Consider the following 16,601-nt stretch of genomic DNA (forward strand, 5'->3'; position numbering starts at 1 on the left):
GATCGGCCGTCGCTCGGTCAGTCAGCGGCGGGGGCGGGCGCGGGGACCCCGAGGTCCTCGTCGAGCCCGCGAAGGTTCGTGGGTGGGAGCTGCTCGCGCAGCTCGACGATGGCGGCCTCGAAGTCCTCGAGCGAGTCGAAGGCCCGGTAGACCGAGGCGAAGCGCAGGTACGCGACCAGGTCGAGATCCTGCAGGGGGCCGAGTATGGCCAGACCGACGTCGTGGGTCGAGAGCTCGGCACTGCCGGTCGCCCTGACCGCCTCCTCGACCCGCTGCCCGAGCTGGGCGAGCGCGTCCTCTGTGACGGGGCGGCCCTGGCACGCCTTGCGGACGCCCGCGATGACCTTGTTCCTGCTGAAAGGTTCCGTGACGCCGCTGCGCTTGATCACCATCAGGGACGCCGTCTCCACCGTGGTGAAGCGGCGGCCGCAGTCGGGGCACTGCCGACGGCGCCGGATCGAGGTGCCGTCGTCCGTGGTGCGGCTGTCGACCACACGACTGTCGGGGTGTCTGCAGAAGGGGCAGTGCATGTTCCCTATCCCCTCCTTCATTCAGCCCGTACCGGCGGCTGAGCGCACGACGATGACGCTCCCGGGGTCTGGTCTCAACCCCTGGGAACAGCCCCAAGCATAGGCGATCCCCTGAGGGGTTGACCCACCGGGACCACTACTGGTGGGTGGCTGGCACATACTTAACCACTAGATCTGGTGCCAGAGCCCCAAGCCCGACATTCCGCGTGTCGCGGCGGCGCGGCGCGTCGGAGCTTACGCGACGCCGCGCCTCGGCGTGGCGGGCGGACGACGGTGCGACACTGGGGGCGCGGCCCGCCGGCGATCCCGGCCCCCACAGGGAATCGAATGACCGTTCGGCCAATACACCCGATACCTTGATCACGTCAGGTGATTTACAAAATTTCACTCGAACGTGTGTTTGGCGCAACCTTTCGAAACCCACTACCGTTGTACTAACTGTCCGCGACAGCTGAGCGGGCCGACCGCGCGCACTTGGTGCGGTCGTAGGACGTGGAGACCTTGCCGCCGGGCAGTCTGCGAAGCGTCTGTCACAGGGAGAACATCTCGAGAGGGGCCGCCGTGACCACCACCGCAGACACCGCAGCATTGACCGCCCAGGACCGCTCCCAGGATCGGCTCAGCCCGATGGATGCGATGAACGACGAAACGCCCAAGCCCACCCGCTCGCTCCCCGGCCGGCCGCCCGGGATCCGCGCGGACAGCTCCGGCCTCACCGACCGTCAGCGCCGGGTCATCGAAGTGATCCGCGATTCGGTCCAGCGCCGTGGCTACCCGCCGTCCATGCGGGAGATCGGCCAGGCCGTCGGGCTGTCCAGCACCTCCTCGGTCGCCCATCAGCTGATGGCACTGGAGCGCAAGGGATTCCTGCGCCGCGACCCGCACCGCCCGCGCGCCTACGAGGTCCGCGGCTCCGACGCCACGCACTCGCAGCCGACCGACACCACCGGCAAGCCGTCCGCGTCGTACGTGCCGCTCGTCGGCCGGATCGCCGCCGGCGGTCCGATCCTCGCCGAGGAATCGGTCGAGGACGTCTTCCCGCTTCCCCGCCAGCTGGTGGGTGACGGCGAGTTGTTCGTCCTCAAGGTGGTCGGCGACTCGATGATCGAGGCCGCCATCGTCGACGGGGACTGGGTCACCGTCCGCCGTCAGCCCGTCGCCGAGAACGGCGACATCGTCGCCGCCATGCTCGACGGCGAGGCGACCGTCAAGCGCTTCAAGCGCGAGGACGGCCATGTCTGGCTGCTCCCGCACAATGCCGCTTACCAGCCCATCCCCGGTGACGAGGCGACGATCCTCGGCAAGGTGGTGGCGGTACTGCGCCGGGTCTGAACGACCCCTCCCGACCGGGCCCCGGAACCTCTGCGCCGGTTCCGGGGCCCTGCCATGTCCGGCCCCAGTGCTCAACCGGTGGCGGGTACTTCCGCCGCCTCGACCGCCGCCGCCTCGGCCGCTTCCTCGGTCACCGTCTCCTCAGTCACCACCGCGGCTTCCTCACCGACGGCTTCCTCGGTCTCGGCGATGGCGTTCGCCGTCGCGTCGATGGCCGCCAGCGAGCGGCGCACCTGGTTGCGGTCGGTGGTGTACCAGAGGTCCGGCATACCGGCCCGCAGGAAACTGCCGTACCGAGCGGTCGCGAGCCGCGGGTCCAGGACGGCGACGACGCCCCGGTCGCCCGAGGCCCGGATCAGCCGGCCGGCGCCCTGCGCCATCAGCAGCGCCGCGTGCGTGGCGGCCACCGACATGAAGCCGTTCCCCCCGCGCTCCTCGACGGCCTTCTGCCGCGCGCTCATCAGCGGGTCGTCCGGGCGCGGGAACGGGATCCGGTCCATCACCACCAGCTGGCAGTTCACCCCCGGCACGTCCACGCCCTGCCAGAGCGAGAGCGTGCCGAACAGACAGGTGGCCGCGTCCTCGGAGAAGGTGCGGATCAGCTCCCCCAGCGTCTCCTCGCCCTGCAGCAGGATGGGATTGTCGAGCCGGCCCCGCAGGTCCTCGGCCGCCGCCTGGGCACCCCGCATCGAGGAGAACAGCCCCAGCGTGCGACCCCCCGCGGCCTGGATCAGCTCGGCGAGTTCATCGAGCATGTCCTCGCGGCGGCTGTCCCGGCCCGGCTGGGCGAGGTGCTTGGCGACGTAGAGGATCCCCTGCTTGGGGTAGTCGAACGGCGAGCCGACATCGATGCCCTTCCACGGCGGCACGTCCTCGCCCTCGACGCCCTCAGGGGCCAGGCCGAGCGAGGCGGCGACCCCGTTGAAGTCGCCGCCGAGCTTGAGGGTGGCGGAGGTGAGCACCACGGAACGTTCCGTGAAGAGCTTCTCGCGCAGCAGGCCGGAGACGCTGAGCGGAGCGACGCGCAGCGAGGCGCCGAACCGGTCGTGGCTCTCGCACCAGACCACGTCGTACTCGGAGCCCTGCACGATGCGCTCGGCGACCTCGTGCACGTGCTCGACCGAAGCGAGCGCCTGCTTGCGCACCGCGTTCTCGTCCTGGACCGACTTGTCGCGGGTCTCACCGATCGCGGTGATCACCTGACGGCAGGCGTCGCGCAGCGCCGCCAGCGCGTAGCCGAGATCCTCCGGGATCTCCTCCAGTCGGCCGGGCAGTGCCAGTTCCATCAGCCGCTCGAAGCCCTCGGAAGCGCTCAGCAGCGCGTCGGCGGCCTTCTCGTTGACGAGCTTGGCGGCCCGCCGGACGGCACGGTTGACGCTGCCGGGGCTGATCTCGCCGGTCGCGACGCCCGTGACGCGGGAGACCAGCTCATGGGCCTCGTCCACGATCAGGACCTCGTGGCTGGGCAGCACCGGCGCGCCCTCGATGGCGTCGATGGCCAGCAGGGCGTGGTTGGTGACCACCACGTCCGCGAGCTTGGCGCGCTCGCGGGCCGCCTCGGCGAAGCACTCCGCGCCATAGGCGCACTTCGTGGCGCCGAGGCATTCGCGCGAGGTGACGGAGATCTGCGACCAGGCCTTGTCGGAGACGCCCGGGGTGAGGCCGTCCCGGTCGCCGGTCTCGGTCTCGTCCGCCCAGTCGCGCAGCCGGAGCAGGTCCTTGCCGAGCTTGCTGGTGGGCGCCGCGGCTTCGAAGACGTCGAAAAGACCGTCCTCCTCTTCCTGCGGCACCCCTTCGTGCAGGCGGTGCAGACAGAGATAGTTCGACCGACCCTTGAGCATGGCGAACTGCGGCTCGCGGCGCAGCAGCGGCTTCAGCGCCTGGACGGTACGCGGCAGGTCGCGCTCGACCAGCTGCCGCTGCAGGGCGAGGGTGGCGGTCGCGACCACCACCCGCTCGCCGTGGGCGAGGGCGGGCACCAGATAGCCGAGGGACTTTCCGGTGCCGGTGCCGGCCTGGACGAGCAGATGGGCGCTGTCGTCCACGGCGGTCTCGACGGCCTGGGCCATCGTGACCTGGCCGGGGCGCTCCACGCCGCCGACCGCGGTGACGGCTGCGTGGAGGAGTTCGGTGAGGGCGGGCTTCGTCATAGGGAAACCAGCCTAAGGGGGCGCACTGACAACGCGGTCCCGACCCGGGATGCGGTGATCGTTCACCGCACGGAATGCGGCCTCCGGTGCTAACTTCTGGCCCATGTCGTTCGAGTTGGCCGGGGAAATCGGCGTCGGAACGGTTCTCAACGGCCGGTACCGGCTGGAGGTCGCGCTGGGTGGCGGCGGCTTCGGGCAGGTGTACTCGGCGTGCGACCAGGCGCTGGGCCGGCAGGTGGCGGTCAAGGTACTGACGCTGCGCCCCGAGTGGGCGGACGGCGAGCGGTCGGCGCGGCAGGGCCGGTTCCGCCGGGAGGCCTCGGCCGCGGCCCGGCTGAGCCACCCGAACGTGGCCGCCGTCCATGACGCGGGCGAGCACTCCGGGTCACCGTTCATCGTGATGGAACTGCTGCGCGGCAAGGACCTGCGGCAGGTCCTGCTGGAGCGGGGCGCCCTGCCGGTCGCCGACGTCGTGGCGTACGGCGTCCAGATCTGCGCGGGGCTGGAGCACGCGCACGGCAAGGGGCTGGTCCACCGGGACATCAAGCCGGAGAACCTGATGCTGCTGCCCAGGGGCGTCATCAAGATCTGCGATTTCGGGCTGGTGACGGAGCGGGACGCGAACGTCACCCGGTACACCGAGCCGATGTCCATCCTGGGGTCGCCGCCGTACTTCTCCCCCGAGCAGGCGCTGGGGCAGGAGGTGACCGGCCGCTCCGACCTGTACTCACTGGGGTGCGTCCTCTACGCGCTGCTGGCGGCGTCCCCGCCGTTCGAGGCGGGGAACACCGTCGGCTACGCGTACCAGCATGTGCACGAGGTGCCGGAACAGCTGACCGCCCGGCGGCCCGGGGTTCCCGCCGCGCTCGCCGAGGTGGTGCACGCCCTGCTCGCCAAGAACCCGGCGGACCGGCCGGCCGGCGCCGCGGAGACCGCGGAGCGGCTGCGCGCGGCGGTCCGGCCCGCGCCCCTGCCGGCGCCGAGACCGGAGCTGCCCCGGACGCCGACCGTGCTGGACCGCGGACCGCAGGACCCCGCCTGGTCGCGGCTCGAGGAGGCCGAGCGGCTGCTCGCGGCCGGCCGCTTCGGCGACGCCGACCGCTGCTACTGGAATCTGTACCAGCAGCTGAGCGGGTCGGGCGGGGAGGGCGAGCCGGCCGCGTTCGCCGCGCTGTTCGGCCGGGCACGGGTCCTGGAGGGGCTGAACGGCGCGGCGACGGTCGTCCGCCGGCTGACGGATCTGTCGGCGCGTACCGAGGCGGCGCTGGGCCCCGACCATCCGCTGGCGCGCTGTGTGACGTCCTACGCGGCGGTCAGGACTCCACGCGGGCGGTGACATCGGCGGCGAGCCGCAGCGCGTCGCCCGGGCGCAGTGCCACCCGCTCTCCGGCGGTGATCCGGGTGCCGCGCACGAAGGTGCCGTTGGTCGAGCCCTCGTCGGTGATCCAGGCGGAGCCGTCGGGGTCGACGCCGACACTGGCGTGCACCCGGGACAGATTGTCGCGGCCGACCAGGAAGCGCACGTCCGGGCACTGCTGCGGATCCCGGCCGAGCCGGATCCGGCCGCCCGGCTCGACGACCGCCGCACCGTCGGGAAAGACGAGCCGCAGCGCACGGCCGGGCGCGTCGCGGCGGGTGATGCCCGGCAGTTTCAGCGGGGCGGCCTTCGGGGGCGCCGTCATCAGCGCGAACGGTACGTAGCAGCCCCGGCAGACGAGTTGGCCCGCGGCCGCGCCGGCGAGGCCGCACTCCGGGCACGGCCCCCTGGTGCCGTGGTCCTCGCCGGCACGGCCCTCGCCGCCCTCGCGCATTGCGCCCCCGCCTCTGTCTCCCATGGTCTCCCGTCACGGTATCGCCACCCGGACGCAGCCGGGTCAGGGACCGCTCAGGGGGTTGCGGACGGTGCCGTGGACGGCGGCGTGCGGGCGGTCGGGACGGTCCCGGTAGCCGTCGAGGTACAGCCGGTTGCGGTTGAGGCACAGCCGGTCGATCCGCGGGGTGAGCAGGTCGAAGGTCGCGAAGCGCTCCTTCAGCTCGGGGAAGCGGTCCTGGTGCCGCAGGACCGTCTCGCGGACCAGCCCCCAGAAATCGCCCTCCGGGACGCCCAGCTGGTCCGCGCACAGCGGCGCGAGGTACCGGAACACCCCGATGAAGAGCCCGGAGTGGATGAACTGGGTGAGGAAGGCGGGGGGTTCGGTGAGCAGCACGGCGCGGACGTCCGCCGGCATCGACCCGTGTTCCGGCAGCGCTTCCGCGGAGACGTTGATGTCGTCGACGAAGTCCTTGACGGCGAGCCGGACGGGAATGTCGTGCTCGTCGAAGACGACGATGGCGTTCTCGCCGTGCGGGGAGAAGACCGTCCCGTACTGGTACAGGAAGTGCAGCAGCGGGGGCAGCAGGGCCGCGAACAGGTGCCGCAGCCAGACGCGCGGCGCCAGCCCGGAGCGTTCGACGAGCTCCGCCGTGAAGGCGCGCCCTTCCGGGTCGGTGTGCAGCAGCGCCGCGAGCGTACGGGCCCGCTCGCCGGGGCCGAGCCGGCCGGTGAGCGGCTCGCGCCAGATACAGCCGAGGAGTTCGCGGTACTGGTAGGGCACCCCCGGGAGCCGGTCGTACAGCGGGTGTTCGACGGTGATCGAGGCGACCTCGCCGAGCAGGATCACCCGGGTCTCGTCGCGCAGGAACGGGTCGGCGTCCCGCAGTCCGTGCACCCAGGCGGTGACCGCGGGGGCGGCGAGGGTGCGCTCGGTGGGCAGCCCGCGCCAGACGAGGGTGTTGAGGACGGACAGCGGCAGTTTGACCGTGCGGCGGTCCGGGCGGCTGGTGTTGAGGAAGGTCCGGATCGACTGCTGGGGCAGCCGAAGGTCGTTGTCAGTGCCGAGGGGCAGGATGGAACCGTCGGCGAGATGAGCGGCGAAAAGGGGTGCGATGGTCTCCTCCCACTGCCAGGGGTGGACGGGCAGCAGGAGGTAGTCGGCGGGGTCGCGCCCCTGGTCGGTGATGGTGCGGGCGAAGGCGGCGCGGACGTCCGGGGGAGTTCTTCGGCCTAGAGCCGGTCGGGGGTGTCGAGGGCGGCGACGCCCCGGTACCGGGCGAGGTCGCGGTGGACGGCGATCCAGGGAAGGCGGTGGTGCCGGCGGGCTTCGGGAGCCCATGCGGCGGAGTCGGCGGCGGAGAAGCCGAGCCGGCCCTTGTTGGCGACGAGCCAGGGGTGGCCGGTCTGGTGGCCTTCGAGGTCGGCGTAGTCGAGTGCGGCGAGCTCGGCGGCGGTGACGGCGGAGGCGGCGAGCCGGACATCGGCCGCCAGGGTCGCCAGGAGTTCGCGGATCAGATGTCCCGTGGTGTCGCCCGGCAGGTCCAGCACGGTGTCGTGTCCCTGGACGAGGAAGTGCAGCGGGTCGCCGGTGGGCGTGATGGAGCCGGCGTCCACGTACCAGCTGCCGTAGGAGCCGCGGCGGGCGCAGAACCGGTAGACGACGTCGTCGCGCAGCACCAGCCGGTAGGGCGACCAGCCGGTCCCCGAACTGGTCCCGGAACCGGTCCCGGAGCCGGCACCAGAGGGGGAACCGGAGCCGGCGTCGAGGTCGGCTTCGCCATCCGGGTCCGGCTCCGGGGTGATGACGGCTTCGTATGCGTACTCGGCGAGCATCTTGGCCAGCATGCGGCGGGCGGCGAGCTGCCAGCCGGTGCCTCGGAGCGGGGGCGGGATGGGCAAGGTCGGTGCTCCTCTGCGGGGGACAGTGCGGCGGCGGACAGGGGTCGGCGAAGGGCCCGAAAGGGCCCGGAAGGTCAGGCTGCGGAAAAGGCGGTCAGACAAGCCAGGCGGTCAGGCGGTCAGGCGGTCAGGCGGTCAGAGGAGGTGTCTCACGGCACGGTCGCGGATCATCAGACCCGCCCGTTTACCGGGCAGCTCCACCTCGGCGGAGAACCGGAAACCCCCGGCGAGGAAAGCGGCGACGGAGGGGGTGTTGCGCAGATCGGGTTCCGCGATGACGCGCGCGCAGGCCGGCCGGCGGTCGAGCACGAGATCGGCGACGGCTCGCAGCAGGGTGGCACCCAGGCCGCGGGCCCGGTCGTCGACGCCCCCGATCAGCAGATGCAGCCCGGTGTCATGGGGCCGGGAGGGGTAGTAGCGGGCCACGGAGTCGAGATCGGCCCGATAGATCTCCCAGTAGCTCATGGGGGCGCCGTCCAGGACGCCGAGGCAGGGGACGCTGCGGCCGTCGCCGTCGAGCTGGCCGCGCAGATGCCGCTCGGTGATCCGCGGTTCTCCGGAGAGCTCCCAGAACTCGGCGACGGCCGGATCGTTCATCCAGCCGGAGATCATCGGCAGATCGCGCTCGACGGTCGCGGGAACGAGCTGGAAGGTGCCCGCCCGGGTGGCCGTCGGCCCCCAGTCCGCGACCCCGCCGAGCAGACCGCCGTCGGCGCCCTGAGCCCCGGCGGACCGCGCCGGATCCGGCGCGTTGAAGAGGGCGAGGACCTCGTCCGACAGTGTCAGGTCCAGGGTGTCCTCGGTGTTGGAGTCGGCGGGCGGCAGCACGGCTCCCTCCTCTCCTGCGGTCGGACCGCTCAGGCGGCCAGCGGATTGCGGATCGTCACGTAGACGGACTGGGTGTCGACCGGGCCGACGAGTTCATCCATACCGTGCAGCCGGGTCAGCAGATTGGCTTTGCAGCGCAGTGTCGCGGCCCCGAGCAGCTGTTCCGGGAGGCGGGAGCGGCCGGTGGCCGCCGCCAGGCCGAGGAACCGGCGGAAGGCGGCGAGGAGCAGGCGCTCGTCGGCCAGCCCCTGGGAGCCGAACGCGCCGATCAGGCCGAGGACGTTGTTGATGCCGAGGTAGTAGGCGAAGCGTTCGTCGGCGATGGCGTCCGCGACGAAGGTGTCGCTGTCCGCGCCGATCCCGGGCAGCCTGCGCTCCAGGGCGGCCCGGTGGGACTCACGGAAGTAGTAGCCCTGGTTGTCGCGGTAGCGGCCGCCGGACGGCCAGCCGTCCGCGTCCAGCAGGACGAGGGTGTTCTGCTGGTGGGCCTCCAGGGCGATCCCCGCCTCCCCGTCCAGCCAGAGGACGGGACGGACGACGGCGTCCAGATACCGCAGGAACCACTCGGTGGCCACGGCCGCGGCCGGGCGCCCGGTCCTGGCCGCGAGCCGGCCGGTGAGCTCCGCCAGGCGGGAGCGCACGGCGGGCGCGTCCTGTCCCGGCCAGGGGCGCGGCGAGGTGAGGCCCGCCAGGCAGTGGGTCTGGTCGCCGGGGCCGAACGGGTTGTGCCGCAGCACCACGTCCAGGCCCTGGAGCGGCTCGCCGCCCGGCGCGTTCACCGCGAGCCATGCGGGGTCGCGGACGATGTCGAAGCCGGGGTGCGCGGCGCGCCACTGCTCGGCGAGTCCGCTGCGCAGCAGCCGGTGGACCTCGGTACCGCGCAGGAGTTCCTTGCGGAGGTTCTCGCGGCGGGAGTTGGTGATGCGCAGCGCCAGCGAGAGCTTCAGCATCGCGGGGGCGCCGGACCGGTACACCGTCCGGACGGAGGAGGTGGGGTGCCAGGGGTCGCCGAGCGGCCCGAGGTCACGCAACTGTCCCGTCGCGAAGAGCTCCCGCACTTCGGGCCTGTGCCGGACCTCGCGGGCCTGCCAGGGGTGCAGGGGCAGGGCGGCGGCGCCGTCGGGGAGTTCGAGACCGGGGCCCGCGAGGTCGTTGAGGAGCTGTTCCGCGGGAATGGCCCGGCCGCGTTCGGTCCAGGCGGAGTCGGTGGCGATCAGGGAGCGGTCGACGGCGAACCAGTGCAGCGGGAAGGAGCCGCGCAGTTCCGGCGAATAGGCATGCGCCTCCGCCTCGGAGAGCCCTTCCCGGCCCTTGGGCGTGGGGTGCAGCGGGTGGCCCAGGATGAGCGACTGCTCGGCTTCGAGGAACGGATCCGTGGCGGCGGGCGCCGCGGGCCGCTCCCGCCGGTCGGTGAGGAACAGGGCGGTGCGGCGGGCCGAGTCGGCGACCCGGCCGATCAGGTCGCCGCCCTCGGCCGGGTCCGTGCCGGCCTCGCGCGCCAGCAGCGCCGCCAGGCAGACGGCGGTCAGCGGCAGCTGGTCGGCGAGGGCGAGCCGTACGGTGCCGAACCGGTGGTGCCCGGTCGCGGACCAGTGCCGGACCCGGACGTCGAACCCGGTCCCGCTGGCGGGGAGCGGTACGCGCAGCACGCCGTCCCGCGGCTCGGTCAGCGCGGTCTCGCGCACCCAGCAGCGCAGCAGGCTCTCGATCGATGCCGCGTCGGCCGCCGCGTAGGCGTCGGCCGCTTCGAGGGGATCGGGCTCGCCCGGCAACGGCGGGGCCGCCCGCCGCGACTGCGACGGTACGAGGGCGGCACTGTCCTGAACCGCCGTGCCGGCCTGGTGAACCGGCCCGCCCGGGAGGGTCTGCCTGTCCTGCGGGACAGCGTCGGCCTGGACAGCGCCGGCCCGGGCCGGCGGGCTGTCGGCGGCAGGGTCGGCGTTCGTGCCGGGGCATACGCTCATGCCGGTGCTCCGTGTGTCGGTGGGGCCCGTCGGCCCGGAGGTCGGGGGGTGCTCGGCCGTCGCCAGTGGGCTCGTCATGCGCGCTCGGCCGCCGCGATCGAGTCGGCGAGCCGGTCGAGCACCGCCTCGGCCTGCTCGTCGGTGATGGTGAGGGGCGGGAGCAGCCGGACGACACTGCTGTGCCGGCCGCCGAGTTCGATGATGAGACCGCGCCGCAGCGCCTCCTGCTGCACGGCGGCGGCGAGCCGGGGCGCGGCGGGCAGCGACCCGTACGCGTCGGGTTCGGCCTCGGTGTCGACGAGTTCCAGGCCGATCATCAGGCCGCGGCCCCGCACATCGCCGATGCACGGGTGGTGCGCGGCCAGTCCGCGCAGCCGGGCCGACATCCGGCTGCCGAGGATGCCGGCCCGCACGTCCAGGTTGTGCTCGCGGACGTACTTCAGGGTGACGGCGCCCGCCGCCATGGCGAGCTGGTTGCCCCGGAAGGTGCCCGCGTGGGCACCGGGCCGCCAGGTGTCCAGCTCCTCCCGGTAGACGATGACGGCGAGCGGGAGGCTGCCGCCGATCGCCTTCGAGAGCACCATCACGTCGGGCACGATCCCGCTCTGCTCGACGGCCCAGAAGGTCCCGGTGCGCCCGACGCCCGTCTGCACCTCGTCGACGATCAGCGGGATGCCGCGCCGGGCGGTGATCTCCCGCATCCGGCGCAGCCACGCCTCGGGCGCGGGGATCACCCCGCCCTCGCCCTGCACCACTTCGAGCAGCATCCCGGCGGGTGGCTGGACGCCGCCCTTGGGGTCGTCCAGCAGGCTGGCGGTCCACCGGGCGGACAGCTCCGCCCCGCGGTCGCCGCCGGTGCCGAACGGGCAGCGGTACTCGTACGGGTAGGGGAGCCGCGTCACCCGCGCGTCGGCCTCGCCGACCGTGGCGCGCGCCGTGGTGTCCCCGGTCGCGGCCAGCGCGGCCGCGGTCATGCCGTGGTACGCGCCGGTGAAGGCCAGCAGGCCGGCGTGACCGGTGGCGTTGCGCACGAGCTTGATGGCCGCCTCGACCGCGTCCGTGCCGGCGGGTCCGCAGAACTGCACCCGCCCGTGGGCGGCCAGTTCCGGTGGCAGCGTCTCGAACAGGGCGGTGGTGAAGGCGTCCTTCACCGGGGTGGCCAGGTCGAGGACGTGCAGCGGGGCCCCGGAGTCCAGGACCGCGCGGATCGCCTCCAGGACGACCGGGTGGTTGTGCCCGAGCGCCAGCGTGCCCGCGCCGGACAGGCAGTCCAGATAGCGGCGGCCGTCGGCGCCCTCGACCGTCATCCCGCGGGCTCTGACCGGGACGACCGGCAGCGAACGGGCGTAGGTGCGGGCCGCGGACTCCCGCAGCGACTGCCGCCGCAGGATTCCCTCCCCCGCGCCGAAGTCGTCTGCCGACGCGGCCAGTTGGTCCGGCCCGCTCTGGATGGCGGCCACGTGCTCACTCCTCCGGTCGACGTCCCCCATCCGCACTAACGACGCGCCCCTGGTCCGATCACGGTCGGCCGGGAGATCTTTCGGGCCGGAACCGCGGACCCGGCGGGAACCGTCCCTCACAGCACCCGGCATAGTGGGGGACCGCCCCCTCGCCGGGGTGAACTGCCGTTAGACGACCAGGGGGACCCAACCCATGCCATCCATAAGCCGGCCACTGGCCGCCGCCGCGGTCGCGGCCCTGCTCGCGGTCTCGGCGACCGCCTGCGGGCCGTCCGACGACAAGGCGGATCCCAAGCCGAGCGCCTCGGTCACGAGTGCGGACGGCCCGAAGCTCCCCTCCGCCCTGCCCACCAGCCTCGGGGACCTCGAGAAGTGGAAGAAGGCGTACAAGGACGGAGCGTGGAAGAACTGGGACAAGGACCAGTGGCTGCGCAAGGCTTCCGACTTCATCAACCCGGTCATCGACGGTCTGTGGGACAACGACCGGATGAAGGGCGCGGAGCAGAACGACAAGAAGGTGCCCGACGACGTCGCGGCGGACAAGGGCAAGACCGACCCGGTGCCCGCGGTCAACAAGGCCAGGGCCGTTGACGCGCCGTACCACGAGAACGGCCCGGGCGACGGGAAGATCTTCTTCGACGGCCCCAAGGGCTCGATGGTCTGCTCCGGCACCGTGGTGAAGGACCCGGCCCACCCGGGCAAGTCCAACCTGGTGTGGACCGCGGGCCACTGTGTGCACGCGGGTGGCGCGGGCGGCTGGTACCGCAACGTCATCTTCGTCCCGTCGTACAACGACGCCGGGAAGACCGAGGCGCAGCTGAAGGGCGCCAAGCGCGACGAGCTCGCCCCGCTCGGCGTGTTCTGGGCCGACGGCGCCGCCACCTCCGACCAGTGGATCGCGAACGGCGCGGAGACCGGGGCAAGGGCTCCCCGTACGACTTCGCGGTGCTGCACGTGGCTCCGGACAAGGCGAGCGGCACCAAGTCGCTGGAGGAGAAGGTCGGTTCGGCCCTTCCGGTGTGGTTCAACGCTCCGTCGGTGACGAAGATGGGCAACATCGGCGCCTGGGGCTACCCGGCCGCGCCGCCGTTCGACGGCCAGCGGCTGTTCAACTGCACGGGCAAGGCCGGCCGGCTGTCGCTCTTCGCCGACCAGCCGACCGAGTACCGGCTCGGCTGCACCATGACCGGCGGTTCGTCCGGCGGCGGCTGGTACGCCAAGAACCCGGCGAACAATGAGGTGTCGCTGGTCAGCAACACCTCGATCGGCCCGATCACGGCGACCTGGCTGGCGGGCCCGCACCTGGGCGCCGAGGCGAAGGCCGTGTACGACAAGGTGAGCAAGCAGTTCAAGTAGCACCGGAGTCCATCCGGTCGCAGGCACCGGAGTCCACCCGGCAGCAGGTCACGCGGAAGGGCCCGCCCCCATCGGGGACGGGCCCTTCCGTCGTGCTCCGGCGGACCGGTCAGTTCTTGGCGACGAGCGCGAAGGACTCGAACTCGGCGGCCAGGTCCTCGTGCACCCGTGCCTTGAGCAGGGTGCCCTCGCCGGTGTGCTCCTCGGAGAGCACCTCGCCGTCGGCGTGCGCCCGGGCGATGAGCGCGCCCTGGCTGTACGGCACGAGGACGTCGATCTCGACCTGAGGCCGCGGCAGCTCCTCGTCGAGCAGCGCGAGCAGCTCGTCGATGCCCTGGCCGGTGCGGGCGGACACCGCGATGGCGTGCTTCTCGTTCCGCAGCATGCGCTGCAGGACGACCGGGTCGGCCAGGTCCGCCTTGTTGATGACGACGATCTCGCGCACCTTGAGCGCCTCGACCTCGCGGAAGACGTCCCGCACGGCGGCGAGCTGCTCCTCAGGGACCGGGTGCGAGCCGTCCACCACGTGCAGGATGAGGTCGGCTTCCGCGACCTCCTCCATGGTGGAGCGGAACGCCTCGACCAGGTGGTGCGGCAGGTGCCGGACGAACCCGACGGTGTCGGTCAGCGTGTACAGCCGGCCGCCGGGGGTCTCGGCCCGGCGCACGGTCGGGTCCAGGGTGGCGAACAGGGTGTTCTCCACCAGGACGCCCGCGCCGGTGAGCCGGTTGAGCAGCGAGGACTTGCCCGCGTTGGTGTATCCGGCGATCGCGACGGACGGCACCTTGTTGCGCTTGCGTTCCTGCCGCTTGAGGTCGCGGCCGGTCTTCATCTCCGCGATCTCCCGGCGCATCTTCGCCATCTTCTCGCGGATACGGCGCCGGTCGGTCTCGATCTTGGTCTCACCGGGACCGCGGGTGGCCATACCGCCGCCACCGCCGGCCCCGCCGCCGCTGGAGCCGCCACCGCCCATCTGGCGGGAGAGCGAGGCACCCCAGCCGCGCAGCCGCGGCAGCATGTACTGCATCTGCGCGAGCGAGACCTGGGCCTTGCCCTCACGGGACTTGGCGTGCTGGGCGAAGATGTCGAGGATCAGGGCGGTGCGGTCGACCACCTTGACCTTGACGACGTCCTCGAGCTGGATGAGCTGTCCGGGGCTGAGTTCACCGTCGCAGACGACCGTGTCGGCGCCTGTCTCCTGCACGATGTCCCGCAGCTCGCGCGCCTTGCCCGAGCCGATGTACGTGGCCGGGTCCGGCTTGTCACGGCGCTGGATCACGCCGTCGAGCACCAGGGCGCCCGCGGTCTCCGCGAGGGCGGCGAGCTCCGCGAGGGAGTTCTCCGCGTCGTGCACGGTTCCGGAGGTCCAGACACCGACGAGTACGACGCGCTCCAGACGGAGCTGCCGGTACTCGACCTCGGTGACGTCCTCCAGCTCGGTGGACAGACCCACGACGCGGCGCAGCGAGGCGCGGTCGGAGCGTTCGAGCTGAGCACCGTCCCGCTCTTCGTCGATCTCGTGGCTCCAGGCGACGTCCTCTTCCATCAGGGCGTCTGCGCGAAGGCTCTCGGGGAGGCGCTGGCGGTCGTTTGAAGAGGAGGAAGAGGAGGTCATTGGATCCTTTGGTCGATCGGCTGGGAGGGGGACGGGCGTGTTGTCCGTCATTACGATGGTCGCACGCCCGCCGCCGGGGGTCACGCGGGTTTCGGCGCCGTCGCCGTACGGGCCCTGGCCGCGCCGGCGACCCAGTCGCCGTGACCGGGCATCGGCGGGGTGACGGCCCCGTACAGCCAGGCGTGCAGAAAGCCGCTGAGGTCCCGTCCGGCGACCTCGGAGGCGAGGGCGGTGAAGTCGGCCGTCGAGGCGTTCCCGTCCCGGTGACGGGCCACCCAGGCGCGCTCCAGCCGCTGGAAGGCGGGGGCGCCGATCTCCTGGCGCAGGGCGTACAGGGCGAGCGCCCCACCGTCGTAGACGTTGTTCCGGAAGATGCCGAGCTTGCCCGGCTCCGGCACCTTCGGTTCGGCGGGCGGGCCGTCCGCCGTCCGCACCTGGTCGTCGCCCCCGTAGACGGCGCGGACCTGCTGGTCGAGGCCGACGCCGTACTTCTGCGCGTTGTACAGCCACTGGTACCAGGTGGCGTGGCCCTCGTTGAGCCAGAGGTCCGACCAGGCCGCGGGGGTGACGCTGTCGCCGAACCACTGGTGGGCGAGCTCGTGCACCATCAGCGGGGCGGCCAGCGCCTCGGGGGCGAGCAGGACGCGGCGCTCGAAGAGCGAGAGGGTCTGGGTCTCCAGCTCGAATCCGGTGGTGGTGTCGGCGCTGAGGATCCCGTACGTCTCGAACGGGTAGGGGCCGACCTGGTCCTCCATCCAGGAGATCTGCCCGGGGGTCATCGCGAGCCGCGCCGCCAGCCGGTCGCGGTCGGCGACTCCGACGACGTCGCGCAGCACCAGCCCGTGCGGACCGGCGCGGTGCAGTACGGCGGAGCGGCCGATGGAGACCTGCGCGAGCTCGGTGGCCATCGGGCTCGCGGGACGGTACGTCCAGGTGAGGGCGGATGCGGGCGCGGCCTCGGGGACGGTGTCCGGGACGCCGTTGGTGACGACGGTGAGGTCCTTGGGAGCCGTGACGTGGAAGGTGAAGGCGGCCTTGTCCGAGGGATGGTCGTTGCACGGGAAGACGCTGTGCGCGGCGTCGGCCTGGTTGGCCATCGCCAGTCCGTCGGCGGTCCGCACCCAGCCGGTGTTCGCGACGCGCGGATCGCTGGTGTGGACGACGGTGATCAGCAGCTCGCCACCCGCCGGCACCGGCTCCTCGGGGGTGACGACGAGCTCCTCGCGCTCCCGGGTGTAGCCCGCCGGATGCCCGTTGACCTGCACCGATGAGACCGTGCCCGCGGCGAAGTCCAGATGGAACCCGGTCAGCGGCGCCGTCGCGCGGGCCTTGATGCGGGTGACGGCGTCCAGCGGCCGGTCCTGGCCGTGGTAGTCGAAGGAGAGGTCGTAGGCGGCCACGTCGTAGCCGGGATTGCCGAGGTCGGGATAGAGCCGGTCGCCGAGACCCGACACCGATGCGGCGGGATCGCCGGGCAGGTCCGCCGCGGTCAGGGTCAGGACGGCGGCGAACGCCGCCAGCACGGCGCCGCTGCGCGGCGTGATGGGGATCATGCGCTACCGCTATCAGGGGGCGGCGGCCGGGGACGCGCGACGCGCAGCAGCACACCCGATCGGCCGTGATCCGCCCGGCCGCCTGTCCGGACCCGACCGGA

General features: G+C 72.4%; 10 protein-coding genes and 2 pseudogenes. 3 read left to right on the top strand and 9 right to left on the bottom strand.

Annotated elements, in window-relative coordinates; all coding sequences use genetic code 11:
• Nucleotides 1–17 precede the first annotated feature (17 nt).
• Nucleotides 18–530, bottom strand: coding sequence for a transcriptional regulator NrdR (gene nrdR / locus LNW73_RS07585; RefSeq protein ID WP_138357303.1), 513 nt, complete (start codon nucleotides 528–530; stop codon nucleotides 18–20).
• Between the two features lie 561 nt (nucleotides 531–1,091).
• On the opposite strand from nrdR, the gene lexA reads away from it, so the two are divergent.
• Nucleotides 1,092–1,862 carry a transcriptional repressor LexA gene (gene lexA / locus LNW73_RS07590; protein ID WP_138357304.1) on the top strand — a complete coding sequence of 257 codons (771 nt, stop codon included), beginning with the start codon at nucleotides 1,092–1,094 and terminating at the stop codon, nucleotides 1,860–1,862.
• Nucleotides 1,863–1,933: 71 nt separating this feature from the next.
• On the opposite strand, the gene LNW73_RS07595 is transcribed toward lexA, so the two are convergent.
• Complete coding sequence (locus tag LNW73_RS07595) at nucleotides 1,934–4,012, bottom strand: ATP-dependent DNA helicase (RefSeq protein WP_250989420.1); 2,079 nt, start codon at nucleotides 4,010–4,012, stop codon at nucleotides 1,934–1,936.
• A 103-nt stretch (nucleotides 4,013–4,115) separates the two neighbouring features.
• Between LNW73_RS07595 and LNW73_RS07600 the strand changes: the two genes are divergently transcribed.
• Nucleotides 4,116–5,348 carry a serine/threonine-protein kinase gene (locus LNW73_RS07600; protein ID WP_250989421.1) on the top strand — a complete coding sequence of 411 codons (1,233 nt, stop codon included), beginning with the start codon at nucleotides 4,116–4,118 and terminating at the stop codon, nucleotides 5,346–5,348.
• On the opposite strand, the gene LNW73_RS07605 is transcribed toward LNW73_RS07600, so the two are convergent.
• From LNW73_RS07605 to LNW73_RS07625, 5 genes and pseudogenes are all read right to left on the bottom strand, one after another.
• The gene (locus tag LNW73_RS07605) at nucleotides 5,326–5,847 is read right to left on the bottom strand and encodes an FHA domain-containing protein (protein ID WP_250989422.1); all 522 of its coding nucleotides are present in this window, start codon (nucleotides 5,845–5,847) and stop codon (nucleotides 5,326–5,328) included. The genes LNW73_RS07600 and LNW73_RS07605 overlap by 23 nt on opposite strands.
• 39 nt (nucleotides 5,848–5,886) lie before the next feature.
• Nucleotides 5,887–7,670, bottom strand: a pseudogene (locus tag LNW73_RS07610) (IucA/IucC family protein).
• 189 nt (nucleotides 7,671–7,859) lie between these two features.
• Complete coding sequence (locus LNW73_RS07615) at nucleotides 7,860–8,585, bottom strand: GNAT family N-acetyltransferase (RefSeq protein ID WP_250992842.1); 726 nt, start codon at nucleotides 8,583–8,585, stop codon at nucleotides 7,860–7,862.
• Complete coding sequence (locus tag LNW73_RS07620; protein WP_250989423.1) at nucleotides 8,582–10,516, bottom strand: IucA/IucC family protein; 1,935 nt, start codon at nucleotides 10,514–10,516, stop codon at nucleotides 8,582–8,584. Before LNW73_RS07620 ends, LNW73_RS07615 begins: the two co-directional genes overlap by 4 nt.
• Nucleotides 10,517–10,590: 74 nt before the next feature.
• Nucleotides 10,591–12,006 carry a diaminobutyrate--2-oxoglutarate transaminase family protein gene (locus LNW73_RS07625; RefSeq protein ID WP_250989424.1) on the bottom strand — a complete coding sequence of 472 codons (1,416 nt, stop codon included), beginning with the start codon at nucleotides 12,004–12,006 and terminating at the stop codon, nucleotides 10,591–10,593.
• 163 nt (nucleotides 12,007–12,169) lie between these two features.
• Between LNW73_RS07625 and LNW73_RS07630 the strand changes: the two are divergent.
• Nucleotides 12,170–13,332 (top strand): annotated as a pseudogene (locus LNW73_RS07630) (trypsin-like serine peptidase).
• 109 nt (nucleotides 13,333–13,441) lie between these two features.
• On the opposite strand, the gene hflX reads toward LNW73_RS07630, so the two are convergent.
• Together hflX and LNW73_RS07640 are read right to left on the bottom strand one after the other, a co-directional pair.
• On the bottom strand, nucleotides 13,442–14,947 hold the full coding sequence (gene hflX / locus LNW73_RS07635) for a GTPase HflX (protein WP_250989425.1): 1,506 nt from the start codon (nucleotides 14,945–14,947) through the stop codon (nucleotides 13,442–13,444).
• 80 nt (nucleotides 14,948–15,027) lie between these two features.
• Nucleotides 15,028–16,500 (bottom strand): M1 family metallopeptidase, encoded by a 1,473-nt coding sequence (locus LNW73_RS07640; protein ID WP_250989426.1) that lies wholly within the window; start codon nucleotides 16,498–16,500, stop codon nucleotides 15,028–15,030.
• Between the last annotated feature and the right edge of the window lie 101 nt (nucleotides 16,501–16,601).

Origin of the sequence: Streptomyces sp. RKAG337, from assembly GCF_023701715.1 — a bacterium.
Lineage (GTDB): Bacteria > Actinomycetota > Actinomycetes > Streptomycetales > Streptomycetaceae > Actinacidiphila.

Bases quoted from the DNA above. Each gene is read 5' to 3' on its own strand.
- nrdR (WP_138357303.1), bottom strand. From the start codon at position 530: ATGCACTGCCCCTTCTGCAGACACCCCGACAGTCGTGTGGTCGACAGC.
- hflX (WP_250989425.1), bottom strand. From the start codon at position 14,947: ATGACCTCCTCTTCCTCCTCTTCAAACGACCGCCAGCGCCTCCCCGAG.
- LNW73_RS07600 (WP_250989421.1), top strand. From the start codon at position 4,116: ATGTCGTTCGAGTTGGCCGGGGAAATCGGCGTCGGAACGGTTCTCAAC.
- LNW73_RS07605 (WP_250989422.1), bottom strand. From the start codon at position 5,847: ATGGGAGACAGAGGCGGGGGCGCAATGCGCGAGGGCGGCGAGGGCCGT.
- LNW73_RS07620 (WP_250989423.1), bottom strand. From the start codon at position 10,516: ATGAGCGTATGCCCCGGCACGAACGCCGACCCTGCCGCCGACAGCCCG.
- LNW73_RS07625 (WP_250989424.1), bottom strand. From the start codon at position 12,006: ATGGGGGACGTCGACCGGAGGAGTGAGCACGTGGCCGCCATCCAGAGC.
- LNW73_RS07640 (WP_250989426.1), bottom strand. From the start codon at position 16,500: ATGATCCCCATCACGCCGCGCAGCGGCGCCGTGCTGGCGGCGTTCGCC.
- LNW73_RS07595 (WP_250989420.1), bottom strand. From the start codon at position 4,012: ATGACGAAGCCCGCCCTCACCGAACTCCTCCACGCAGCCGTCACCGCG.